Below are 24,521 nucleotides of genomic sequence, written 5' to 3'. Positions count from 1 at the left end.
GAGCAATCATGGCTCACGCAGCTAATTTCGCACCGCAGATCAAAATTCCCGCCACTTACATGCGCGGCGGCACCAGCAAAGGTGTGTTCTTCAGCCTCAAAGATCTGCCCGAGGCGGCGCAGGTTCCAGGTCCCGCCCGCGACGCGCTGCTGCTGCGGGTGATCGGCAGTCCCGACCCGTACGACAAGCAGATCGACGGCATGGGCGGCGCAACATCGAGCACCAGCAAAACCGTAATCCTGTCGAAAAGTACCCGCGCCGATCACGACGTCGATTACTTGTTCGGCCAGGTCTCTATCGACAAGCCGTTCGTCGACTGGAGCGGCAACTGCGGCAACCTCTCGGCGGCGGTCGGTTCGTTTGCCATCAGCAACGGTCTGGTCGATGCCAGCCGCATTCCGCACAACGGTGTCGCCGTGGTGCGCGTGTGGCAGGCCAACATCGGCAAAACGATTATTGCCCACGTGCCGATCACCCACGGCGAAGTGCAGGAAACCGGTGATTTCGAACTCGACGGCGTGACCTTCCCGGCAGCCGAAGTACAGGTTGAGTTCATGGATCCGGCGGCGGAAGAAGAGGGCGGCGGTGGCTCGATGTTCCCTACCGGCAATCTGGTCGATGAGCTGGAAGTGCCGGGGGTGGGTACGTTCAAGGCGACCATGATCAACGCCGGGATCCCGACAATTTTCGTCAACGCCGAAGACATCGGTTACACCGGCACCGAGTTGCAAGGCGCGATCAACGGCGATCCGAAAGCGCTGCTGATGTTCGAGACCATCCGCGCCTATGGTGCGTTGCGCATGGGCCTGATCTCCCACCTGGAAGAAGCAGCGAAGCGTCAACACACGCCGAAAGTCGCGTTCGTGGCCAAGCCTGCGGATTACGTAGCGTCGAGCGGTAAAGCGATTGCCGCGGGTGATGTCGATCTGCTGGTGCGCGCGTTGTCGATGGGCAAACTGCACCACGCGATGATGGGCACGGCGGCGGTGGCGATCGGCACGGCGGCGGCAATTTCCGGAACCCTGGTGAACCTGGCGGCTGGTGGCGTTGAACGCAATGCCGTGCGTTTCGGCCATCCGTCCGGAACGTTGCGCGTGGGTGCAGAAGCGACGCTGGAAAACGGCGAGTGGGTGGTGAAAAAAGCCATCATGAGCCGTAGCGCGCGTGTTCTGATGGAAGGGTACGTACGCGTGCCCGGCGATTGTTTCTGATACAACACCGAACAAACTGTAGGAGTGAGCCTGCTCGCGATAGCGGACTGACATTCAGCATCAGTGTTGTCTGACACGCCGCCATCGCGAGCAGGCTCACTCCTACAGTCGATTGCATTTCAACCATAAAAAAATTAGCCCTGAACCGAGGTCCCATCAACGAACCACTTCACGAGTGAATCGAACATGAGCGCCAACGTCGACCTGAACAACCGCCCCGACTACGACCGTGTCCTGCAGGACATCGCCGATTACGTTCTGACTTTTAAACCCGAATCCAGCGAAGCGCTGACCACCGCCCGCCACTGCCTGATGGACACGCTGGGCTGCGGCCTGCTGGCGCTGCGTTTTCCAGAATGCACCAAACTGCTGGGCCCGATCGTTGAAGGCACCGTCGTGCCTCACGGCGCACGGGTTCCCGGCACGCCGTATCGTCTGGATCCGGTGAAGGCCGCATGGGACATCGGCTGCATCGTCCGCTGGCTCGACTACAACGACACGTGGCTCGCCGCCGAGTGGGGGCATCCTTCGGACAACCTCGGTGCAATTCTTGCGGTGGCCGATCACCTGTCGCAAAAACGCCTGGCCAATGGTGAAGCGCCGCTGACGGTGCGCGATGTGCTGGAAGCGATGATCATGGCGCACGAGATTCAGGGCGTGATTGCCTTGGAAAACTCCTTCAATCGCGTAGGACTCGACCACGTCATTCTGGTGAAAGTCGCCTCGACCGCCGTCACTGCCAAACTGATGGGCGCCAATCGCGAGCAGCTTTTATCGGCCTTGTCCCACGCGTTCGCCGACGGGCAGGCACTGCGTACCTATCGCCACGCGCCAAACGCTGGCTCGCGAAAATCCTGGGCGGCGGGCGATGCGACCAGTCGTGGAGTGCGTCTGGCCGACATTGCGATGCGTGGCGAGATGGGCATTCCCGGTGTGCTGAGCGCCAGGCAGTGGGGCTTCTATGACGTGTCGTTCAGTCACACCAACAACGATCTGGCGCTGAAGCCGGACGACAAACGCGCCTTCGGTTTCTCGCGATCGTTCGGCAGCTACGTCATGGAAAACGTCCTGTTCAAGATCAGCTTCCCCGCAGAGTTTCACGCGCAAACGGCTTGCGAAGCGGCAGTGACGCTGCATCCCCAGGTGCGCAATCGCCTGCATGAGATCGACCGCATCGTCATCACCACGCACGAGTCGGCGATCCGCATCATTTCCAAGGCCGGGCCGCTGGCCAACGCCGCCGACCGTGACCACTGCCTGCAATACATGACCGCGGTACCGCTGGCGTTCGGTAATCTGATTGCTGAGCATTACGAAGATGATTTCCACAAGGCGCACCCGATCATTGATGTGCTGCGCGACAAAATGCTCATCGTCGAAGAGCCGCGTTTCACCCGCGAATACCTCGAGGCTGACAAGCGCTCGATTGCCAACGCCGTGCAGGTTTTCTTCAAGGACGGCAGCAGCACCGACAACGTCGTTGTGGAATACCCGATCGGCCACCGCCGTCGTCGTGCAGAGGGCATCCCCCTGCTTGAGGACAAGTTCAAAGCGAATCTGGCGACGCGCTTCAGCGCCCAGCGCAGCGGCGAAATATTCGATTTGTGCAAGGACCAGACGCGGCTTGGGGCGACGCCGGTCAATCGCTTTATCGATCTGTGGGTTGTCTGAACCATTTTTCAAACGGCAACTTGGTGATCGCAAAACCGCTCAACAGGATCGCCGAATAGATCATCAGCTCCTTCGAGAGCGCCTGGCCCTCATACCAGGCGCCGATGATCACGGCGAACACCGGAAAAATGATAAACACGAATGACAGAATGATCGGGCTCAAGCGTTTAAGCAGCAGAAAATAAACGATGAACCCACCCACCGACGCCACCAGTCCGAGATAGAGCAGGGCGCCCCATGAGCGCGCGGTTACATTATGAAATTGCGGCGCTTCGAAGCTCAGCCCGACAATTAATAACAGCAGCCCGGCGATGCCGATCGGCAAGGTGTTATAGGTGATCACGCTGATCGCAGTGCCATGTTTTTTGGTCACCACGTAGCACAGCGCGTGCAGCACCGCTGCACCAAGAATCGCCAGCACGCCGAGCCATTCGGCTTTATCCACATGCAAACCCTGGCTGCGGATAATCATGAACAGGCTGCCAAAACCAATGGCAATGCCGAGCATTTGCGAAGGGTAGATTTTCTCGCGCAGAAATAACGCAGAGAACACCAGAATGAACACCGGCATGCAGCTGAACAGCAGCGCCGTCAGGCCCGACGACACATGGATTTCGCCGTAGTTGAGCAGGTAATAGGGCACGCTGAAATACGACAGCGTGACGAACACAAAGAACCAGCGACTTTGCCGAGGGAACAGCAAAGGCTCCTTTCGCAACAGCGCGAAACTCAGGAACAGCGGGAAGGCAATCAAAAAGCGCAGGCCTGCAGCAGTGAGTGGCGGCACGCTCTCAACCGCGATCTTGATCCCCAGCCATGTGGTGCCCCAGCTCAGACAAACGATGAGAAACAACAGGCTGGTGATAAATCCGGCGAGCCAGGGCTTGTTGATGCTGATCGGTGTGCTGACAGTGGTCGACATGGCGCGTGCTCCCGGCGTGCGGATTGACCGCTTCGTTGAAAAGGTCTATCTCTGATTGAACCTTTTTTCAGCACGCTATTCGGGGCGCTAATGACTGTCAAAGCAAGTATTGCCATGGTGTCAATCCTGCGGGACGGGCTCGCCAACCGCGCGGGCGTGAAATACAAACGCCTCGCCGACGCCGTCGCACAGGCGATCGAGGAGGGCATTATCGACGCCGGCAGCAAGCTGCCACCGCACCGGCTATTGGCCGACAGTCTCGGCGTCACCATCGGAACGGTCAGCCGTGCTTATGGCGAGCTTGAGCGTGTCGGCTTGGTCGTGGCCCGTGTAGGAGATGGCACGTATGTGCGTCAGCGCGGGATGGAGCGGCCCCAGGACAAAGGCTTTCGCAACGTCAGCGACGAGCCGCTGGCGTATTTCGACATGAGCCGGAACCAACCGATACCGGGTCAGGAAGCGGCGTTCATGAGCCAGTCGCTGAAGGATCTGGCTACCGATCCGGACGTGTTGCGGCAATTGACCGGCTACACCGCCGAAAGTGGTTTGGCGCGGCATCGGTTGGCAGGCGCTGTCTGGTTGCGTCATGGCGATTTTGTGCCGCACGCCGATCAGGTGCTGTGCGTCAACGGCGGTCAACATGGCTTGTTGTGCACGCTGATGGGCTTGCTCAAGGCAGGCGACACGCTGGTCACCGAGCATTTGTCCTACCCCGGATTGATCAGCGTCACACGTCAGCTCGGGATAAAGCTTATCGGCGTCGCGATGGACGACGAAGGACTTCTGCCCTCGGCATTGGAGGACATTTGCCGTCAGCACCGGGTTAGCGCGCTGTATTGCACGCCGACGATCCAGAATCCTACGGCCGCCGTGATGTCGGTCCCACGGCGTAAGGCGATCGCCGGGCTCTGTCGCGAACACAATCTGCTGATCATCGAAGACGAAGCGCACGCCGTGCTCGACCGCCAGCGGCCGCTGCCGCTGAGTGATTTCGCAGCGGAACGCTCAGTGCTGATCGGCAGCTTGAGCAAAGCGGTGTCGGCCGGGTTGCGCGTGGGTTATCTGCACGCGCCACAGGCGCTGATCGGGCGGCTGAGCGCAGCCATTCGCGCCACGTGCTGGATGGCCAATCCGCTCTCGATGGAGGTGGCGAGCCTATGGATCGAAAGCGGCATGGCCGAGCGCTTGCTGGATGAACAGATCCGCGAAATCGCTCGGCGCAAGGCTTTGGTGGCGCCAGTCATGCAGGATTTGAATTACAACACTCACCCTTACAGTCCGCATTTCTGGGTGCAAGTGCCTGAGCTGTGGCGCGCGTCGCAGATTGCGGCGGAACTGAAAGAGAACAACTATCTGGTGGCCACCGCCGAGGCGTTTGCGGTCGGGCATGGGGCGGTGCCGCAATGCATTCGGGTGAGTGTGTGCAACCCGGTGGGGGATGACCAGTTGTTGCTTGCAGGCTTCGAAGCCCTGGCCAAGGCATTGACGGAAACCGTGTGATCGTTCTTCGCGAGCAAGCCCGCTCCCACAGGGTTCGGGTGTGTCTGCAAATTTTGCATTCACCCCAAAACCCTGTGGGAGCGAGCCTGCTCGCGAAGGCGCCAGGCCAGGCAATGCAGAACTACTTGAACCGCCGCTCGACGCCTTTCTCGACCAGGATCTTCGCCGAGATCTCTTCCACGGAGAAATGCGTCGAGTTGATGTGCGGGATGTTCTCGCGACGGAACAGGTTTTCCACTTCGCGCACTTCGAATTCGCACTGGGCGTAGCTCGAATAACGGCTGTTGGGCTTGCGCTCGTTGCGGATCGCGGTGAGGCGGTCCGGGTCGATGGTCAGGCCGAACAGCTTGTGCTGGTGGGCGCGCAGGGCGGTGGGCAGGGTCAGGCGTTCCATGTCGTCTTCGGTCAGCGGATAGTTGGCCGCGCGGATGCCGAACTGCATCGCCATGTACAGACACGTCGGGGTTTTGCCGCATCGCGACACGCCTACTAGTATCAGATCGGCTTTGTCGTAATAGTGGGTGCGTGCGCCGTCATCGTTGTCGAGGGCGAAGTTCACCGCCTCGATGCGCTCCATGTAATTGGAGTTGTGCCCGATGGAGTGCGACTTGCCGACGGTGTAGGACGAATGCTCGGTCAGCTCCTGTTCGAGCGGCGCGAGAAAGGTCGAGAAAATGTCGATCATGAAACCATTGGACGTTGCGAGAATCTCACGAATGTCCTGATTGACGATGGTGTCGAAGATGATCGGACGAAAGCCGTCGGTTTCAGCGGCTTTGTTGATTTGTTGTACCATGGCTCGCGCTTTTTCCACGCTGTCGATGTACGGACGCGTGAACTTGCTGAAGGTAATGTTTTCGAACTGCGCCAAGAGGCTTTGACCCAGGGTTTCGGCGGTAATGCCGGTGCCATCGGAGATGAAGAAAGCAGATCGTTTCATTTGCACCTTGGGCCTTAAGTTAATTGACACTCTTGGATATGATAGGCGCGATTTGCCGGTCGCCATTGGCCCGCATTCTCACTTATTTTCCAGGTCCAGGCCATACAACCGGCCGAGGCTCCCCCGGGCCGCCGGTTTCTGAGCTTTTCCAACACAGTTAGTGGAGAGATCACCTTGGTAGAGTACGTAGTTTCCCTCGATAAGCTCGGCAAACACGATGTTGAGCATGTGGGGGGCAAGAACGCATCCCTGGGCGAGATGATCAGTAACCTGGCAGGCGCCGGTGTTTCGGTCCCCGGCGGCTTCGCCACGACGGCTCAGGCCTATCGTGATTTCCTCGAACTGAGCGGCCTGAACGAGCAGATCCACAAGGCCCTCGACGCGCTCGACGTCGACGACGTCAATGCCCTGGCCAAGACCGGCGCGCAGATCCGCCAATGGATCATGGACGCCGAATTCCCGGAAAAACTCAACGCCGAGATCCGCACCGCGTTCGCCGCGCTGTCGGCTGGCAACCCTGACGTGGCCGTGGCCGTGCGTTCCTCCGCCACCGCCGAAGACCTGCCGGACGCTTCGTTCGCCGGTCAGCAGGAAACCTTCCTGAATATCCGTGGCGTGGACAACGTGATCCGCGCCGCCAAAGAGGTGTTCGCCTCGCTGTTCAACGACCGCGCCATTTCCTACCGCGTGCACCAGGGCTTCGACCACAAACTGGTCGCCCTGTCGGCCGGCGTGCAGCGCATGGTGCGTTCGGAAACCGGCACCGCCGGCGTCATGTTCACCCTCGATACCGAATCGGGTTTCCGTGATGTGGTGTTTATCACCGGCGCTTACGGCCTGGGTGAAACCGTGGTTCAAGGCGCGGTCAACCCGGATGAGTTCTACGTCCACAAAGGCACGCTGGAAGCCGGTCGTCCGGCGATCCTGCGCCGCAACCTGGGCAGCAAAGCGATCAAGATGATCTACGGCGACGAGGCCAAGGCCGGTCGTTCGGTCAAGACCGTCGAGGTCGACAAGGCCGAACGCGCGCGTTTCTGCCTGACCGACGCCGAAGTCAGCGAGCTGGCCAAACAGGCGATGATCATCGAGAAGCACTACGGCTGCCCGATGGACATCGAGTGGGCCAAAGATGGTGACGACGGCAAGCTGTACATCGTGCAGGCGCGTCCGGAAACCGTAAAAAGCCGCACCCAGGCCAACGTCATGGAACGTTACCTGCTGAAAGAAACCGGCACGGTGCTGGTGGAAGGCCGTGCGATTGGTCAGCGCATCGGCGCCGGCAAGGTACGCATCATCAAGGACGTCTCCGAGATGGACAAAGTCCAGCCGGGCGACGTACTGGTCTCCGACATGACCGACCCGGATTGGGAACCGGTCATGAAGCGCGCCAGCGCCATCGTTACCAACCGTGGCGGGCGTACCTGCCACGCGGCGATCATCGCTCGCGAGCTGGGCATTCCGGCGGTGGTCGGTTGCGGCAACGCCACCCAACTGCTCAAGGACGGCCAGGGCGTGACCGTGTCCTGCGCCGAAGGTGACACCGGTTACATCTTCGAAGGCGAACTGGGCTTCGACATCAAGAAAAACTCCGTCGACGCCATGCCGGAGCTGCCGTTCAAGATCATGATGAACGTCGGCAACCCGGACCGCGCCTTCGATTTCGCACAACTGCCGAACGCCGGTGTGGGCCTGGCCCGTCTCGAGTTCATCATCAACCGCATGATCGGCGTGCACCCCAAGGCGCTGTTGAACTACGACGGTCTGCCGCCGGAGATCAAGGAAAGCGTCGACAAGCGCATCGCCGGTTACGACGATCCGGTTGGTTTCTACGTCGAGAAACTGGTCGAAGGCATCAGCACCCTCGCTGCAGCGTTCGCACCGAAGAAGGTCATCGTGCGTCTGTCGGACTTCAAGTCCAACGAATACGCCAACCTGATCGGCGGCAAGCTGTACGAGCCGGAAGAAGAAAACCCGATGCTGGGCTTCCGTGGCGCTTCGCGTTACATCAGCGAATCGTTCCGCGACTGCTTTGAACTCGAATGCCGTGCGCTGAAACGTGTGCGCAACGAGATGGGCCTGACCAACGTCGAAATCATGGTGCCGTTCGTCCGTACCCTGGGCGAAGCCAGTCAGGTGGTCGATCTGCTCGCCGAAAACGGCCTGGCCCGTGGCGACAACGGTCTGCGCGTGATCATGATGTGCGAACTGCCATCCAACGCGATTCTGGCCGAAGAATTTCTGGAATTCTTCGACGGTTTCTCGATCGGCTCCAACGACCTGACTCAACTGACGCTGGGTCTGGATCGCGATTCCGGGATCATCGCGCACTTGTTCGACGAACGTAATCCAGCGGTCAAGAAGTTGCTGTCGAACGCGATTCAGGCGTGCAACAAGGCCGGCAAGTACATCGGTATCTGCGGTCAGGGCCCTTCCGATCACCCGGATCTGGCCCGTTGGTTGATGGAGCAGGGCATCGAAAGCGTGTCGCTGAACCCGGACACCGTGCTGGAAACCTGGTTCTTCCTCGCCGAAGGCCAGGCGCAGGCTTGATCAACATGTGAACGACGGCCTGACCCTGTAGGAGCGAGCCTGCTCGCGAAGACGGAGCAACATCCGCCATGGATGTTGGCTGATACACCGCTTTCGCGAGCAGGCTCGCTCCCACATGGACCGGGCCTTGAGATTGAAGTAGGGCGGGCTCCATTGGATGCCGCCCTTTTTTGTGCAAGAGCATTATGCAAAGCAGCAGCAACCTGTTTCCTGTCGCCCTGATCAGCGCCGAGCGGCGCGGCGATCTGAGCGAAGACGTCTATCGATTGAAACCCGGCAACAGCCGTGACTGGTCCGTCGAGATCGCGGTGACCCGCCTGGGCATGGCCGACGAGGCGGTGCCACGTGGCGTGCCGGTGATTCTGCTGCACGGCAGTTTTTCCAATCGGCGCTTCTGGTTTTCACCCAAAGGCCTGGGTTTGGGCGCGTATCTGGCGCGGCTGGGCTTTGATGTGTGGATTGCGGAAATGCGCGGCCATGGCTTGTCGCAACGCAACGAGGACTATCGGCGCAACTGCGTCGCCGACTATGCCCGTTACGATTTGCCGGCGATCGCTGCGTTCGTCCGCGAGCAAAGCGGGCAGATCCCGCACTGGATCGGCCATTCTCTGGGCGGCATCACCCTGGCAGCCGCGCTCGGCGGTGAATATCTCGGCGAGCCGGCGGTGGCCTCGGCGGCGTTTTTCGGCACCCAGGTCAGCCGCACGTACTGGCCGCTGAAAATTCCACCGGTGGAGTGGGGCGGGCGCTTTATTCTCAAGCGTTTTGCACAGTTGTCCGGCTCCCGGCTCAAACGCGGTCCTGAAGACGAGCCGATCGGCCTGGCCATCGAAAGCATGCGCTGGTACGGCTTGTTCGGCCGGTTTGGCGACAAGGACAAGGATTGGTGGGCGGGTCTGGCGGATGTGCAGGTCCCGGTGCTTGCGGTGAGCGCAGCGGGGGATCACCAGGACCCGGTCTGGGCCTGCCGCAAGCTGTTCGATCAGATAGGTTCCGAGCACAAGCAATTCATCAACCTGGGCCGCGAGCAGGGCTTCTCGGATAATTTCGGTCATGTCGAGATGCTGGTCAGCAAAGCGGCGCAGGCTGAAGTGTGGCCGCTGGTGGCGCGCTGGTTGAACGATCAGCAGACGCCGTTGCTGGCGCGGAAGGCGGATCTGGCGGCTGCGGGATGAACCGGCAGGGCTGAAAAGGGCGTTCCGTTCAGCGGGGGTTGCGGCTAAGATATGACGCGTTGTGCGGTTCTGGTCATATTTCGTGGCTGTTTAGCGATTACGTTTCAGCGTTTGTTCAGGTTCGCTCAGCGACCATGGCATGAACTAAGGTAAACAGCGACCGCCGGAACTCGTCTCATCAGAATGCGGCATCCTTGATCCCCTGCTACAGGAGTTTTTCGATGGAACATTACCTTACGCCTGACCTGTGCGACGCCTATCCGGAACTGGTGCAGGTGCTGGAACCGATGTTCAGCAATTTCGGCGGTCGTGACTCGTTCGGTGGCGAGATCGTGACCGTCAAATGCTTCGAGGACAACTCGCTGGTCAAGGCTCAGGCCGAGCTCAACGGCAAAGGCAAGGTGCTGGTCGTCGATGGCGGGGGCTCTCTGCGCCGCGCGCTGCTCGGCGACATGATTGCCGAGAAGGCTGCGAAAAACGGTTGGGAGGGGATGGTGATCTACGGCTGCATCCGTGACGTCGACGTCATCGCCCAGACCGATCTTGGCGTGCAGGCGCTGGCCAGCCACCCGATGAAGACTGACAAGCGCGGCATCGGTGACCTTAACGTTGCCGTGACGTTCGCCGGTGTCACCTTCCACCCGGGCCACTACGTTTATGCGGACAACAACGGCGTGATCGTCTCGCCGAGCCCGCTGAAAATGCCTGAATAAGCTTTCGATAAAGGGATGCGGATGTTCGAGGAAGAAAACGCGCAGTGGGGGCTGGTGCATGCCCTGGTGCTGGACGGTAAAGGCGGTGCGCGTTCGATAGCCCGGACTGAACTCGACGACTTGCAGTTGCAGGCTCATGAAAGCCTGTGGCTGCATTGGGATCGCAGTCATCCACAGACCCAGACCTGGCTGCGTAAATCCAGCGGACTCAACGAATTTACTTGCGACCTGCTGCTGGAAGAAAACACTCGACCGCGGCTGCTGCCGTTGCCGGACGCCGAGCTGCTGCTGTTTCTGCGTGGCGTCAACCTCAATCCGGGGGCCGAGCCGGAAGACATGGTCTCGGTGCGGATTTTTGCGTCCGCCCAACGGGTGATTTCCCTGCGTTTGCGTCCGTTGCGCGCCACCGATGAATTGCTGGCGATTCTGAGTGAGGGCAAAGGCCCGAAAACCTCTTCCGAATTGATGCTGTACCTGGCGCAGTTCCTCACCAACAAGGTTCAGGATCTGGTCGCTTGCCTGTCGGAAGTGGTCGATGAAGAGGAAGAAAAACTCGATGCCGACGAACGGTATACTCCGGAACATGGAGCCATTTTGCACATCCGCCGCCGGGCCGCCGGACTGAAACGTTTTCTTGCACCGCAGCGGGATATTTTCGGACAACTGACGCGGATAAAACTGCCCTGGTTTGTCGAAGACGATGCCGACTACTGGAACGAACTGAACAACAGCCTGACCCGTTATCTGGAAGAGCTGGAATTGACCCGAGAGCGCGTGGGGCTTGTGCTTGAGGCCGAAGACCGACGCTTGAGCGTGCGCATGAATCGCACCATGTACCGCTTCGGCATCATCACCTGCATCTTTTTGCCGATGAGTTTCATCACCGGTCTGCTGGGCATCAATGTCGGCGGTATTCCGTTCGCCAGCAGCCCTTACGGTTTCCTGATCGCCTGCTCCACGGTACTCGCCCTGGCACTGGGCCAGTGGTGGTTGTTTCGCCGTTTGCGCTGGGTGTGAACATGGCGCATGTGACCCGAGCAAATTTGCCCGCGTCTTTCACAGACATCACGAGAGGTGCGTATGCACGATCCGTTTGAACAGTCTTTGCGCGACATGCTCAACGCTTCGCCGTCCAGCCGCGACGACGATGCCTGCCTGGGCCGCGTACTCAAAACCGCCAACCGCCAGGTCGGCGCCGGTGATCTGTTCAGCCTGCTGGGCCGCTGGCTGCCCGCGCTGATGATCGCCCTGAATAACGGATCGGCCCATGTCTCGCCGGTTTCCCGTCTGCGTAAACCTACCGCTCGCACTGCTGATAAGGCTGATTGAATATGGAACTTGATCTCTGGACCCAGAGCCTCGTCACTGCAATGACTGCGTTGTGGACCAAAGTCGCTAATTTCATCCCGAACCTGTTCGGCGCACTGGTCGTGCTGCTGTTGGGTTTCGTCGTGGCCAAACTGCTCGACACCTTGTTGTCCAAACTGCTCGCCAAACTGGGCCTCGACCGCCTGATGGGCGGCACCGGACTGACCAAGCTGATGTCGCGCGCCGGGCTGCAAGTGCCGATCTCGACACTGATCGGTAAAATCGTTTATTGGTTCGTTCTGCTGATTTTCCTGGTTTCTGCGGCAGAATCCCTTGGCCTTGAGCGAGTTTCAGCTACGCTGGACATGCTGGCGTTGTATTTGCCGAAAGTATTCGGCGCCGCGCTGGTGTTGCTGGTAGGGGTTTTGCTCGCGCAACTGGCCAACGGGCTGGTGCGCGGGGCGGCAGAAGGCGTAGGCCTGGACTACGCTTCCGGGCTGGGGCGGATTGCCCAGGGGCTGGTAATCATCATCAGCATCTCGGTCGCCATCAGTCAGCTGGAAGTCAAGACTGACCTGCTGAACCATGTGATTGTCATTGTATTGATTACCGTTGGTCTGGCAGTTGCGCTGGCCATGGGGTTGGGAAGCCGGGAAATTGCCGGTCAGATTCTTGCGGGAATCTATGTGCGTGAGCTGTATCAGGTTGGGCAACAAGTGCGTGTAGGCGAGGTCGAAGGCCAGATCGAGGAAATCGGTACGGTTAAAACCACCGTGCTGACCGATGAAGGTGAGCTAGTCTCTCTTTCCAATCGGATCCTGCTGGAACAGCATGTGAGTAGCCGCTAATCCGGCAAACCCTGCTAATGTATGCCGCCGCAAAATGCCAGCTGAGGCTGGTTGCGGCGGACATTGACCTGACTGTCGGCACGACTTGTTTTGAATAAAGCCCAACCGCTATCTACGCGCTACGACCCCCGCGAGCTCTCTGATGAGGAGTTGGTCGCGCGCTCGCATACCGAGCTGTTTCACGTAACGCGCGCCTATGAAGAGTTGATGCGGCGTTACCAGCGAACATTATTTAACGTCTGCGCGAGATATCTTGGGAACGATCGCGACGCAGACGATGTCTGTCAGGAAGTGATGCTGAAGGTGCTGTATGGCCTGAAGAACTTCGAGGGGAAATCGAAGTTCAAAACCTGGCTGTACAGCATCACTTACAACGAATGCATCACGCAGTATCGGAAGGAACGGCGTAAGCGTCGCTTGATGGACGCTCTCAGCCTGGACCCTCTTGAAGAAGCGTCTGAAGAAAAGGCGCCGAAGCCGGAGGAGAAGGGTGGGCTTGATCGCTGGCTGGTGTATGTGAATCCGATCGACCGCGAAATTCTGGTGCTACGATTTGTCGCAGAGCTGGAATTTCAGGAGATCGCAGACATCATGCACATGGGTTTGAGTGCGACAAAAATGCGTTACAAACGTGCTCTAGATAAATTGCGTGAGAAATTTGCAGGCATTGCTGAAACTTAGTTCAGCGCAAATATCTCTTACGTGTAGGCAAGTTCTGATAGACTTGCCGCCGAGTTGTCCCCCGGTTTGCGGGACTGCTTCACAATCACCAGATGGGGATTTAACGGATGAAACTGAAAAACACCTTGGGCTTGGCCATTGGTTCTCTGATTGCCGCCACTTCGTTCGGCGCTCTGGCACAAGGCCAAGGCGCAGTTGAAATCGAAGGCTTCGCTAAGAAAGAACAATTCGACAGCGCTCGTAACTTCAAGAACAACGGCAACCTGTTCGGCGGTTCGATCGGTTACTTCCTGACCGACGACGTAGAACTGCGTCTGGGCTACGACGAAGTTCACAACGTACGTGCCGACGATGGCAAGAACGTCAAAGGCGCTAACACCGCTCTGGACGCTCTGTACCACTTCAACAACCCAGGCGACATGCTGCGTCCATACGTCTCGGCCGGTTTCTCCGACCAGAGCATCGACCAGAACGGCTCGAACGGTCGTAACCGTTCCACCTTCGCCAACGTTGGCGGCGGTGCCAAGCTGTACTTCACCGAGAACTTCTACGCCCGTGCTGGCGTTGAAGCTCAATACAACATCGACCAGGGCGACACCGAGTGGGCTCCTAGCGTCGGTATCGGTGTGAACTTCGGTGGCGGTTCCAAGCCTGCTGCTGCTCCAGTTCCAGCACCAGCTGAAGTCTGCTCCGACAGCGACAACGATGGCGTTTGCGACAACGTTGACAAGTGCCCGGACACCCCAGCCAACGTAACCGTTGACGCTGATGGCTGCCCAGCAGTTGCTGAAGTTGTTCGTGTTGAGCTGGACGTGAAATTCGACTTCGACAAGTCGGTAGTCAAGCCTAACAGCTACGGCGACATCAAGAACCTGGCTGACTTCATGAAGCAGTACCCATCCACCACCACTACTGTTGAAGGTCATACTGACTCCGTCGGTCCTGACGCTTACAACCAGAAACTGTCCGAGCGTCGTGCAAACGCCGTTAAGCAAGTTCTGACCAACCAGTACGGTGTTGAATCGTCCCGCGTTCAGTCTGTTGGCTACGGCGAATCCCGCCCAGTTGCTGACAACAAAACTGACGCTGGCCGCGCTGTAAACCGTCGCGTAGAAGCGCAGGTTGAAGCTCAAGCTAAGTAATTAGCTGCCGCTCTGAGAAAAGCCCGGCTTAGGCCGGGCTTTTCTTTGTCTGCGATTTGGCTCTGGGATCTAAAGCGCTTGCAGGCCTTGCGCAGTGTTGGAGCTGCCGCAGGCTGCGATCTTTTGCTCTTCAACAGCAGCAGCCACGGCGCCAATCACCAGAATCGCCGGGCTCTTCAATTCAAACGCACACGCATCCTCAGCCATCGCAGTCAAATCGCTGCGACATTCGCGCTGATGCGGCAACGAGGCGTTTTCAATCATCGCCACCGGCGTATCCGCCGCCATGCCGCCCGCCAACAGCTGATCGCGAATCTCGCCCAGCTTGGCCACGCCCATGTAAACCACCAACGTCGTCCCGCCTTGGGCCAGAGCCTGCCAATTCAGCTGGCTGTCGTCCTGCGTGTGGGCAGTGACCAGCGTCACCCCACGGGCGACACCGCGCAGGGTCAACGGAATATCGCATTGTGTTGCCCCGGCCAGTCCGGCAGTAATGCCGTTAACCAACTCCACCTCGACCCCGCGCTCGCGCAGCCATTGCGCCTCTTCACCGCCGCGGCCGAAGATGCACGGATCGCCGCCCTTGAGCCGCACCACGCACTTGCCGTGACGGGCGTAACGCAACATCAGCCGGTGAATGAATGCCTGCGGCGTCGAACGGCAGCCACCGCGCTTGCCCACGGCGATCACCCGCGCCGTGGGGCAATGCTCCAGCACCGCGCCATTGACCAGATCATCGATCATCACCACATCTGCCTCGCGCAGTGCGCGCACGGCCTTGAGCGTCAGCAGCTCGGGATCGCCAGGGCCTGCGCCCACCAGCCAGACTTTCGCATTCATGGTGTTGTCCTCATTAAATGACCGCGACCGGCCGCGTTTCGGCAGCCAGCAGACGCTTGATTTCCGGCACGCAGGAGCCGCATTGCGTACCGCATCGGAGATTGGTTTTCAGGGCTTGCAAGTCCATGCCTTGGCGAATGCCCGCGCAGACTGCGTTCAGGCTGACGTTTTCGCAATTGCACAACGTCTTGTCAGTCGCGATGGCCCCGGCACCGCCCGGTGGTGCGCTCATCGGGGCCAGCAGCCAGCGCCGCAGTTGTTCGTCTGCACGACCTTCGAGCCACAGGCTTTGCAGCCAATGTTGCGCAAGGGTTTCGCCGGCGAGGCGAATCGCTGTGATTCGGCCGTTTTCGATGCGCACGCGTTTACCGATGGCACGACGCGGGTCGTCGTAGGCCAGAACCGGGCCCTCAATCAGCGCCAGGCACTGATCGATCTCGCCAAGCAGCTGTGGATCCGGCGCGACGGTGCTGGCGGCGCGTATCAGCAATGCCGGACGTTCACGTCCTACAAGGCTGATACTGACGTAGGAAAATGCCTCACAGAGCGGTCGTAGAGTTTCCAGGTGCCGTTGGACATCTCCCTCGATCAAGGCAAACAGTTGCCACGGCAGGTTCACCGGTTCCAGACGGACGCCGCTGTGCTTGAGTTCTGGTTGTTTGGACAACGGATCGAAGGCCGGCAAGGTCAGGCTGTTGACGCCGCCCTTGAGGAAACGATCGCCCCAGTGCATCGGCAGAAACGCTTGCCCCGGACGCACGCTGTCATCGCTGCCAACCGCGACAATCACCGCGCCGCGACGGCTTTTCAAATTGACCAGATCCCCGGATTGCAAACGATGCCGGCGCATCTCGTCCGGGTGCAGGCTCAAGACCGCTTCGCTGACATGGCCGAACAATTGCGCGGCGGTGCCGGTACGGCTCATGCCGTGCCACTGGTCACGCAAGCGGCCGGTGAGCAAGGTCAGCGGGAACCGCGCATCGCGCTGCTCTTTGGCGGCGCGGTAGGGATCGGCAATGAACTGCGCGCGGCCATTGCTCGTAGGAAAAATTCCGTCGCTGTACAAGCGCGCCGTGCCCTGGCGGGCGCCAGCCGGGAAGGGCCACTGCTGCGGCCCGATCTCGTCGATCAGTGCGTGACTGATTCCGGACAAATCCAGATCACGCCCGCGGGTCAGCAGTTTGAATTCATCGAACAACTGCGAAGGCTGATCAAAGCTGAACAGGCTCGCGTGCAGCGGCCGCAGACGTTTCTCCAGACGCTGTGCGAAATCTACCGTGATCGCCCAGTCCGGCCGTGCTTCGCCCGGAGCGACAACGGCTTTGCGTACGTGGGAAATGCGTCGCTCGGAATTGGTCACCGAGCCTTCCTTCTCGCCCCAACTGGCGGCGGGCAAGAGCAGGTCGGCAAACGCAGCGGTTTCGGTGGTGCGAAAAGCTTCCTGCAACACCACAAACGGGCAGGCCTCAAGCGCTGCGCGTACTGCGCTTTGATCCGGCATTGACTGTGCGGGGTTGGTACAGGCAATCCACAGCGCCTTGATCTTGCCGCTGCGCACCTGCTCGAACAATTCGATGGCACTCAGGCCAGGCGCTTCCGGCAAGCTTTCTACGCCCCAATACTCCGCCACCTCGGCGCGGTGCTCAGGGTTTGCGGCGTCACGATGGCCGGGCAGCAAGTTCGACAAACTACCGGTTTCCCGCCCACCCATGGCGTTCGGCTGACCGGTCAGCGAGAAAGGTCCTGCACCAGGACGACCGATTTGCCCGGTAGCCAAGTGCAGATTGATCAGTGCGCTGTTTTTCGCGCTGCCAGCCGTGGACTGGTTCAGGCCCATGCACCACAGCGACAGAAAGCTTGGCGACGTGCCGACCCATTCCGCGCATTGCTGCAACTGCTCGATGCTGATGCCGCACAGTTGCGAAACCATCTGCGGGGTGTAATCGCGCACCAGCGTTTTCAGCGCGGCGAGGCCTTCGGTATGCGCGCTGATGAAATCGCGATCGACCCAGTCTTCCCACAGCAGCAGGTGCAAAATCCCATGGAACAAAGCGACATCAGTGCCCGGAAGAATCGCCAGATGCAGGTCAGCCAGATCGCAGGTGTCGGTACGACGAGGGTCGATAACGATGACTTTCATCTGCGGACGTCGGGATTTTGCTTCTTCCAGCCGGCGAAAGAGTACCGGGTGGGCGTAGGCCATGTTACTGCCGACGATCATCACGCAGTCACTGAGTTCCAGATCCTCGTAGCTGCACGGTGGTGCATCGGCGCCGAGGCTGCGCTTGTAGCCAACCACCGCTGAAGACATGCACAGCCGCGAGTTGCTGTCGATGTTGTTGGTGCCTACCAGTGCCCGCGCAAGCTTGTTGAACGCGTAGTAGTCCTCGGTGAGCAATTGCCCGGAGATGTAGAACGCCACGCTGTCCGGGCCGTGTTCGGCGATGGTCGCGGCGAACACATTGGCGGCGTGCTCCAGCGCGGTGTCCCAGTCAGTGCGGCTGCGCGCCAGGCCTTTGCCCAGACGCAGTTCCGGGTACAAGGCACGGGCGGCGAGGTCGCCGGTCAAGTGCAGCGTCGAGCCTTTGCTGCACAGTTTGCCGAAGTTGGCCGGGTGCGTCGGATCGCCGCTGACGCCGAGGATGCGCTCGCCGTCATGCTCGATCAGCACGCCGCAGCCGACTCCGCAGTAACAGCAGGTCGAGGCGGTCGTCTGGCGGTTCATCAGATGGCGTCCCGCAGGGCCAATTGCACCCGGCCGTTCTCAACCCGTGCCGGATGGTGATGGGCGCAACCGACATCCGGCGCCTGAGCTTCGCCCGACTCGAGGTCGATCTGCCAATTGTGCAGCGGGCAGGCCACACGCTTGCCGTAGATCAGGCCTTGGGACAGCGGCCCGCCCTTATGTGGGCAGCGGTCGTCGAGGGCGAAAACCTCGTCGTCGCTTGTACGAAAAATCGCGATGTCGCCTTTGGGGCCGGCGATGATCCGCGAACCGAGGGCATTGATCTCTTCCAGGGCACAGATATCGAGCCAGTTCATGCCGGCACCTCCAGATTTTTCACAGGGATCACGTCGAATTCTTTTTTCAGTTGCGGCTGCGCCAGACGTTCTTTCCACGGGTCCTGCTCGAATGACAGGGAGAATTGCAGGCGCTCGTTCAAGGCTTTGCGCCGCTCGGCGTCCTCCAGCACGTTCTTCTTGATGTGCTCCATGCCAACCCGTTGCAGGTAGTGCACGGTGCGCTCCAGATAGAAGGCTTCTTCGCGGTACAGCTGCAGGAAAGCGCCGTTGTATTCGCGAACCTCCTCGGCGGTTTTCAGCTTGACGAAGAACTCGGCGACTTCGGTCTTGATCCCGCCGTTACCGCCGATGTACATCTCCCAGCCAGAGTCGACGCCGATAATTCCCACATCCTTGATGCCCGCTTCCGAGCAGTTGCGTGGGCAACCGGACACGGCAAGCTTCACTTTGTGCGGCGACCACATGTTGAACAAGTCATGCTCAAGGTCGATGCCCAGTTGCGTCGAATTCTGCGTGCCGAAGCGGCAGAACTCGCTGCCAACGCAGGTTTTTACCGTGCGGATGGATTTGCCGTAGGCGTGGCCGGACGGCATGTCGAGGTCTTTCCAGACACCTGGCAAGTCTTGCTTTTTGATCCCCAGCAAATCGATGCGCTGCCCGCCGGTGACCTTGACCATCGGCACGTTGTACTTGTCCGCCACGTCGGCAATCCGCCGCAGTTCCGATGGATTGGTCACGCCGCCCCACATGCGTGGCACTACGGAGTACGTGCCGTCCTTCTGGATGTTGGCGTGGGCGCGTTCGTTGATCAGACGCGATTGCGGGTCGTCCTTGGCCTCGCCCGGCCAGGTGGAAATCAGGTAATAGTTGAGGGCCGGCCGGCATGTCGCACAGCCATTTGGCGTGCGCCAGTTAAGGTAGCTCATGGTGCCGGCGATGGTCAGCAGGTGCTGTTCGCGGATGGCCTGGCGGATTTGCCCGTGGTTGAGGTCGCTGCAACCGCAGATGGCCTTTTCGCTTTTCGGTTTGACGTCAGCCGCGCCGCCCACGGTGTTGATCAGGATCTGCTCGACCAGCCCGGCGCAGGAACCGCAGGAGCTGGCGGCCTTGGTGTGTTTTTTCACTTCGTCAACGCTGAACAGGCCGTGTTCCTGAATCGCTTTGACGATGGTGCCTTTGCACACGCCGTTGCAGCCGCAGACTTCGGCGCTGTCGGCCATGACCATGGCTTTGTCCTGGCCCTGATGTCCTACGTCACCCAAGGCGTTTTCACCGAACATCAGATGATCGCGGATCTCGCCGATGGCGTGGTTCTCACGAATCTGGCGGAAATACCAACCGCCATCTGCCGTATCGCCGTACAGACAGGCGCCGACCAGTACGTCATCCTTGATCACCAGTTTTTTGTACACGCCGCCGATCGGGTCGGAGAGGGTGATGGTCTCGGTGCCTTCACCGCCCATGAAATCGCCGGCAGAAAACAGATCGATGCCGGTGACTTTCAGCTTGGTCGAGGTCACCGAACCCTGATAACGGGCGAAGCCAAGCTGGGCGAGGTGATTGGCGCAAACCTTGGCCTGTTCGAACAGCGGTGCGACCAGGCCATAGGCGATGCCGCGGTGGCTGGCGCATTCGCCAATCGCGTAGATGCGCGGGTCGTAGGTTTGCAGGGTGTCGTTGACCAGAATCCCGCGATTGCACGGGATGCCGGCCTTTTCCGCGAGTTCGGTGTTGGGGCGGATACCGGCCGCCATCACCACCAGGTCGGCAGGAATGATGTCGCCGTTCTTGAATTGCACCGAGCCGACCCGGCCATTGCCGGCGTCGTGCAGGGCCTGGGTCTGTTCACACAGGCGGAAGTGCAGGCCGCGGGACTCAAGGGCGCTTTGCAGCAACTGGCCGCTGGTTTTGTCCAGCTGACGCTCGAGCAGCCATTCACCAAGGTGCACGACGGTGACGTGCATGCCGCGCAGCATCAGACCATTGGCCGCTTCAAGGCCGAGCAGGCCGCCGCCGATGACCACGGCATGTTTATGGGTTTTGGCGGTGTCGATCATCGCCTGGGTGTCGGCGATGTCGCGGTATCCGATCACGCCCTGCAAGGTGTTGCCGGGGATCGGCAGGATGAACGGCGTCGAGCCGGTGGCGATCAGCAGCCGGTCGTATTCGGCTTCGGTGCCGTCCTCGGCGATCACCCGGCGCTTGACCCGGTCGATCTCCACCACTTTGCGGTTGAGCAGCAACTTGATGTTGTTTTCCAGGTACCAGTCGAGGTCGTTGAGCACGATCTCTTCGAACGTTTGCTCGCCGGCCAGCACCGGCGACAGCAGGATGCGGTTGTAGTTGGTGTGCGGTTCGGCACCGAAGACCGTGATGTCGTAGAGCTCGTCGCTCAGCTTGAGCAATTCTTCCAGGGTGCGGACCCCGGCCATGCCATTGCCGATCATCACCAGTTTGAGTTTTTTCATCAGGTTCTCCGGGGAGCTGCGGCTGGCCTCTGGTGGGCCGTCGGGCCTTGCTCGACAAATTTTGCGCCAACAAAAAAAGGCGTCCCGCTAGTTGCCTAGCGAGGACGCCTTTGTCCTGGTCCCGTTCTCTCGGGAAGCGCAGCCTTCATCGTTGAAGGTTGGGCTTTTATGTATGGTGAGAAGAGTAATGCAGTGGTTGTGCCAACTTGGATGAGGGCGGGTTTATTGGGCATTGGGGATGGAGTGGGTGATTTTTTTGCACCGAATCGAGGCGTGTTGCTCGTTCGTGGCGCGTTAATTCCTGGAAGAACTGTGGGGTCAGGCCTGGCCTCATCGCGAGCAGGCTCACTCCTACAGGGGAACGCATTTCAAGTTGTAGGAGTGAGCCTGCTCGCGATAGCCGCACTTCGGTCTCAGCCATGAAACAACAAAACCAGCAGCACAACATTCCCAAGCAGCGCCACCAACGCCATGGTCCGCCAAACCTTCAACGGCTCCCGCTCCAATAAAGGCCGCGGCCTGACACTCAAACTGCGCCGCTCGCCCTGTTCCAGTATCAGCAACCACTCTTCGGCCGTTTCGAACCGTTGTTGCGGGTCAGCGGCCACGCCGCGCTCAAGACTCTGCGCCAGCCATTCCGGCAAGTCCGGCCGATAGCGACTGGCGCTGACAGGCACGCCAAATCGGGGGCGCTGGAACGCTTCGATCTCACCGTAGGGAAAGTGCCCGGTCAGCAGGTAATAGAGGGTGGTGCCGACCGCATACAAATCCTGTTGTGCACTCGGCGGATCCCCGCGAAACGCTTCCGGGGCGATAAAGCTTGGCGTTCCCGGCAGCGTTGACGGCGTGTCTTCGGACAACCCCGGGCAATACGCCAGGCCGAAATCCAGCACCCGCAGCTCGCCGTCATCGGCCAATAACAGGTTTTCCGGTTTGATATCGCGATGAAAAATCTGCCGCCGATGCAGCAACCCGACCGCACGTAACAGCCGTTCGGCGATGTCCTGCCACTGCGCCATCGGCAACGGGCCGCTCTGCTGGAAGCGCTGCGCCAGAGTCATGCCGGAATATTCACGCATCACGTAGTACAAATGCTGACGCTGATGGCACGCATGGACTTCGGGAAAGTGGCGGCCGGCCACGCGTTTGAGAAACCATTCCTCAGACAGCAGCGCTTGCCCGGCCTGAGCATCATCGCTTGAACGCGAAGGCAGGGTTTTCAGCAGCCATGGCTGGTCCTGCCCGTCCGTGACCCGATACAACAGCGATTGCTGACTCTGCGCGGCAATGCCCTGCACTTGCCAGCCTTCAAAAGCCTGGCCGGGTTTCAGCGCTGGCGGCAAGGGCCATTGCTGCAAATGAATCAGCGCATCGCCAAGGTTCGCCTCGCCGACATGATCGACCCGAACGAGCAAGGCACTGGCATTGTCCTGACTCCCGGCCAGATGCGCGGCGTTGACCAAGGTGCGTGCGGCGCTGTGCAGGTCGGGCTGATCGCGCAAGATCGCGGCGATCGCGGTATCGCCCAGGGTCGACCACACGCCGTCGCTGAGCAGCACAAAACGCTCGCCGTCACGCAGCTCGCCGTCGAGAAAGTCCAGCACCAGATGTTGATCCAGCCCCAGCGCCCGCTTGAGCACATGCTGCATGCCCGGTTGCTCCCAGACGTGATCCTCGGAGATCCGTTGCAGGCTGTCGGCGTGCCAGCGATAGACCCGGCAGTCGCCGACATGGGCGAGGGTGAACCGCCGGCCACGCATGACCAGCGCGCTGACGGTGGTGAGCAGCGGCTGCCCACCGCCATTGGCCTGCAGCCAGCGGTTCTGCGCGAGCAACAGGCGATCCAGTGCCTGGGCCACGCTCCAGGTTTCCGGGGTGGCGTAATAGTCCAGTGCCAGGGCCTGCAAGGTCGAGCGCGCGGCGAGGCCGCCGTCGGCACATTGACTGACGCCATCGGCGATGGCGAACAGATAACCCTTGCTCGCGGCCAGCGCCGGCGCCGGTGTCACCGAACGCAAAGCGTCCTGGTTTTCCGCACGCGGGCCGGTGGCGCTGGCTTCGGCAAAGCTCAATTGCAGGGCCATTGAAGCCTCAGACCCGTGCCGCCGTGACGGCCGCCGAACCCCAGGTGGTTCTCCAGCGGCGTTTCACCCCGTGCAGACCAAACCAGGCGAGGATGCCCAGGCTGGCGAACAACCACAGGGCGAGCTGATAACTGCCGGTGCTCTGCTTGATCGCGCCCATGCCGGCGGCCAAGGCGAAACCACCGATCCCGCCGGCCATGCCGATCAGTCCGGTCATCACGCCGATCTCCAGACGAAAGCGCTGGGGCACCAACTGGAACACCGCGCCATTACCGGCGCCGAGACCGAGCATGGTGCAGACGAACAGTGCCAGCGCCGCGTAGGAACTTGGCAGGTTGAAGCCCACGGCCGCGATGCAGATGGCCGCCACGGTGTACATCGCCAGCAGCGTGCGAATGCCGCCGAAGCGATCCGCCAGTGCGCCACCCAGCGGCCGCATCAGGCTGCCGCCGAACACGCAGGCTGCGGTGTAGTAGCCGGCGGTCACCGGGCTCAGGCCGTATTGGTCGTTGAAGTAGCCGGGCAGGGCGCTGGCCAGACCGATGAAGCCACCGAAGGTGACGCTGTAGAAAAACATGAACCACCAGCTGTCACGATCACCCAGGGCCTTGAAGTAGTCGGCCATGGCTTTCGGTTTCGGCCGCTGTGGGGCGTTTTTCGCCAGCCACGCAAATAGCACCAAGGTGAGGATCAGCGGGATCAGAGCGAAACCGAACACGTTGCTCCAGCCGAACGCGGCGGCAATCACCGGGGCGAGCAGGGCGGCGAACACGGTGCCGGAGTTGCCCGCACCGGCAATGCCCATGGCTTTGCCCTGATGTTCTGGCGGATACCACTGCGAGGCCAGCGGCAGGGCTACGGCGAACGAGGCGCCGGCCATGCCGAGGAACAGACCGAGGATCAGCGCCTGTTCATAACTGTGGATGCCGAGCTTCCACGCGCCGAACAGCGCGCAAATGACGATGACCTGGCCGATCAGTCCGGCCGTCTTCGGCGACAAGCGATCGGCCAGCATGCCCATGGCGAAGCGCAACACCGCACCGGCCAGGATCGGCGTGGCGACGACGAGGCCGCGCTGTTGCGTGGTCAGGTGCAAATCGGCGGCAATCTGCACCGCCAGCGGGCCGAGCAGGTACCAGACCATGAAGCTCAGGTCGAAATACAGGAAGGCCGCGAACAGGGTCGGGGTATGGCCGGATTTCCAGAAGCTTGAATTCATCGCGCACCTCGGCTGAAAAGAGTCTCGAAAGGAGTCATGTACAGCAGGTGGAGCGCCGCACGGCCGCACCACCGGCCCCGGTCTGTGGGGCCAAAACGCAAAAACGCCGCTACCTGATTCGCCGAAGGGCGAACGGGGTGAGCGACGTCTTTGTCGTAGGTGGGGCAACCGCCGTTGGTTACCTGTACTGAATGCTTAGCCAGATCTGTGCCAACAGTTCCGGAC

19 protein-coding genes are annotated in these 24,521 nt (G+C 60.3%); 11 read left to right on the top strand and 8 right to left on the bottom strand.

Going from position 1 to position 24,521, the window contains the following annotated elements:
* Nucleotides 1–8 precede the first annotated feature (8 nt).
* Together prpF and prpD are read left to right on the top strand one after the other, a co-directional pair.
* Nucleotides 9–1,211, top strand: a complete 1,203-nt coding sequence (prpF, locus tag HU755_RS13715) for a 2-methylaconitate cis-trans isomerase PrpF (protein WP_186633424.1) — start codon at nt 9–11, stop codon at nt 1,209–1,211.
* A 186-nt stretch (nt 1,212–1,397) separates the two neighbouring features.
* Nucleotides 1,398–2,882, top strand: a complete 1,485-nt coding sequence (gene prpD / locus HU755_RS13710; protein WP_186633421.1) for a 2-methylcitrate dehydratase — start codon at nt 1,398–1,400, stop codon at nt 2,880–2,882.
* On the opposite strand, the gene HU755_RS13705 is transcribed toward prpD, so the two are convergent.
* Nucleotides 2,860–3,804 (bottom strand): DMT family transporter, encoded by a 945-nt coding sequence (locus HU755_RS13705; RefSeq protein WP_186633418.1) that lies wholly within the window; start codon nt 3,802–3,804, stop codon nt 2,860–2,862. The genes prpD and HU755_RS13705 overlap by 23 nt on opposite strands.
* Nucleotides 3,805–3,894: 90 nt before the next feature.
* Between HU755_RS13705 and HU755_RS13700 the strand changes: the two genes are divergently transcribed.
* The gene (locus HU755_RS13700; protein WP_186633415.1) at nt 3,895–5,304 is read left to right on the top strand and encodes a PLP-dependent aminotransferase family protein; all 1,410 of its coding nucleotides are present in this window, start codon (nt 3,895–3,897) and stop codon (nt 5,302–5,304) included.
* Between the two features lie 121 nt (nt 5,305–5,425).
* On the opposite strand, the gene HU755_RS13695 is transcribed toward HU755_RS13700, so the two are convergent.
* Nucleotides 5,426–6,244 (bottom strand): pyruvate, water dikinase regulatory protein, encoded by an 819-nt coding sequence (locus tag HU755_RS13695; RefSeq protein ID WP_016773826.1) that lies wholly within the window; start codon nt 6,242–6,244, stop codon nt 5,426–5,428.
* Nucleotides 6,245–6,418: 174 nt separating this feature from the next.
* Between HU755_RS13695 and ppsA the strand changes: the two genes are divergently transcribed.
* The 8 genes from ppsA (at nt 6,419) to HU755_RS13655 (ending at nt 14,661) form a co-directional block, all read left to right on the top strand.
* A complete protein-coding gene (gene ppsA, locus HU755_RS13690) occupies nt 6,419–8,794 on the top strand; it encodes a phosphoenolpyruvate synthase (RefSeq protein ID WP_186551575.1) in 2,376 nt (791 codons plus the stop codon).
* Nucleotides 8,795–8,979: 185 nt separating this feature from the next.
* Nucleotides 8,980–9,969 carry an alpha/beta fold hydrolase gene (locus tag HU755_RS13685; RefSeq protein WP_186633412.1) on the top strand — a complete coding sequence of 330 codons (990 nt, stop codon included), beginning with the start codon at nt 8,980–8,982 and terminating at the stop codon, nt 9,967–9,969.
* A gap of 221 nt (nt 9,970–10,190) precedes the next feature.
* Nucleotides 10,191–10,682 carry a ribonuclease E activity regulator RraA gene (gene rraA / locus HU755_RS13680; RefSeq protein WP_186551573.1) on the top strand — a complete coding sequence of 164 codons (492 nt, stop codon included), beginning with the start codon at nt 10,191–10,193 and terminating at the stop codon, nt 10,680–10,682.
* Between the two features lie 21 nt (nt 10,683–10,703).
* The gene (locus HU755_RS13675; RefSeq protein ID WP_186551572.1) at nt 10,704–11,699 is read left to right on the top strand and encodes a zinc transporter ZntB; all 996 of its coding nucleotides are present in this window, start codon (nt 10,704–10,706) and stop codon (nt 11,697–11,699) included.
* Nucleotides 11,700–11,762: 63 nt separating this feature from the next.
* The gene (locus tag HU755_RS13670) at nt 11,763–12,011 is read left to right on the top strand and encodes a hypothetical protein (protein WP_008076827.1); all 249 of its coding nucleotides are present in this window, start codon (nt 11,763–11,765) and stop codon (nt 12,009–12,011) included.
* A 2-nt stretch (nt 12,012–12,013) separates the two neighbouring features.
* A complete protein-coding gene (locus tag HU755_RS13665; RefSeq protein ID WP_095138641.1) occupies nt 12,014–12,838 on the top strand; it encodes a mechanosensitive ion channel domain-containing protein in 825 nt (274 codons plus the stop codon).
* 90 nt (nt 12,839–12,928) lie between these two features.
* Nucleotides 12,929–13,519, top strand: a complete 591-nt coding sequence (gene sigX, locus HU755_RS13660) for an RNA polymerase sigma factor SigX (protein ID WP_016773832.1) — start codon at nt 12,929–12,931, stop codon at nt 13,517–13,519.
* 107 nt (nt 13,520–13,626) lie between these two features.
* Nucleotides 13,627–14,661: an OmpA family protein gene (locus HU755_RS13655; protein WP_126361745.1), complete on the top strand. Its 1,035-nt coding sequence runs from the start codon at nt 13,627–13,629 to the stop codon at nt 14,659–14,661.
* 69 nt (nt 14,662–14,730) lie between these two features.
* Here the strand turns inward: HU755_RS13655 and cobA are convergent, their stop codons facing one another.
* From cobA to HU755_RS13625, 6 genes are all read right to left on the bottom strand, one after another.
* Complete coding sequence (gene cobA / locus HU755_RS13650; protein ID WP_186633408.1) at nt 14,731–15,501, bottom strand: uroporphyrinogen-III C-methyltransferase; 771 nt, start codon at nt 15,499–15,501, stop codon at nt 14,731–14,733.
* A 13-nt stretch (nt 15,502–15,514) separates the two neighbouring features.
* A complete protein-coding gene (locus tag HU755_RS13645) occupies nt 15,515–18,226 on the bottom strand; it encodes a nitrate reductase (protein ID WP_186633405.1) in 2,712 nt (903 codons plus the stop codon).
* Entirely contained in the window at nt 18,226–18,543 is a 318-nt protein-coding gene (nirD, locus tag HU755_RS13640; protein WP_186551569.1) for a nitrite reductase small subunit NirD, read from the bottom strand. Before nirD ends, HU755_RS13645 begins: the two co-directional genes overlap by 1 nt.
* On the bottom strand, nt 18,540–20,993 hold the full coding sequence (nirB, locus tag HU755_RS13635; protein ID WP_186633402.1) for a nitrite reductase large subunit NirB: 2,454 nt from the start codon (nt 20,991–20,993) through the stop codon (nt 18,540–18,542). The genes nirD and nirB overlap by 4 nt, the downstream gene beginning before the upstream one ends.
* A gap of 413 nt (nt 20,994–21,406) precedes the next feature.
* The gene (locus HU755_RS13630; protein WP_186633399.1) at nt 21,407–23,077 is read right to left on the bottom strand and encodes a bifunctional protein-serine/threonine kinase/phosphatase; all 1,671 of its coding nucleotides are present in this window, start codon (nt 23,075–23,077) and stop codon (nt 21,407–21,409) included.
* Between the two features lie 7 nt (nt 23,078–23,084).
* Nucleotides 23,085–24,296, bottom strand: coding sequence for a NarK/NasA family nitrate transporter (locus HU755_RS13625; protein ID WP_186551566.1), 1,212 nt, complete (start codon nt 24,294–24,296; stop codon nt 23,085–23,087).
* Nucleotides 24,297–24,521 lie beyond the last annotated feature (225 nt).

The sequence above is a fragment of the Pseudomonas sp. SWRI111 genome, assembly GCF_014268555.1.
Classification (GTDB): Bacteria; Pseudomonadota; Gammaproteobacteria; order Pseudomonadales; family Pseudomonadaceae; genus Aquipseudomonas; species Aquipseudomonas hamedanensis.
Note: the sequence above shows the minus strand (reverse complement) of the source record. Positions and strands in the feature narration are given on the sequence as shown.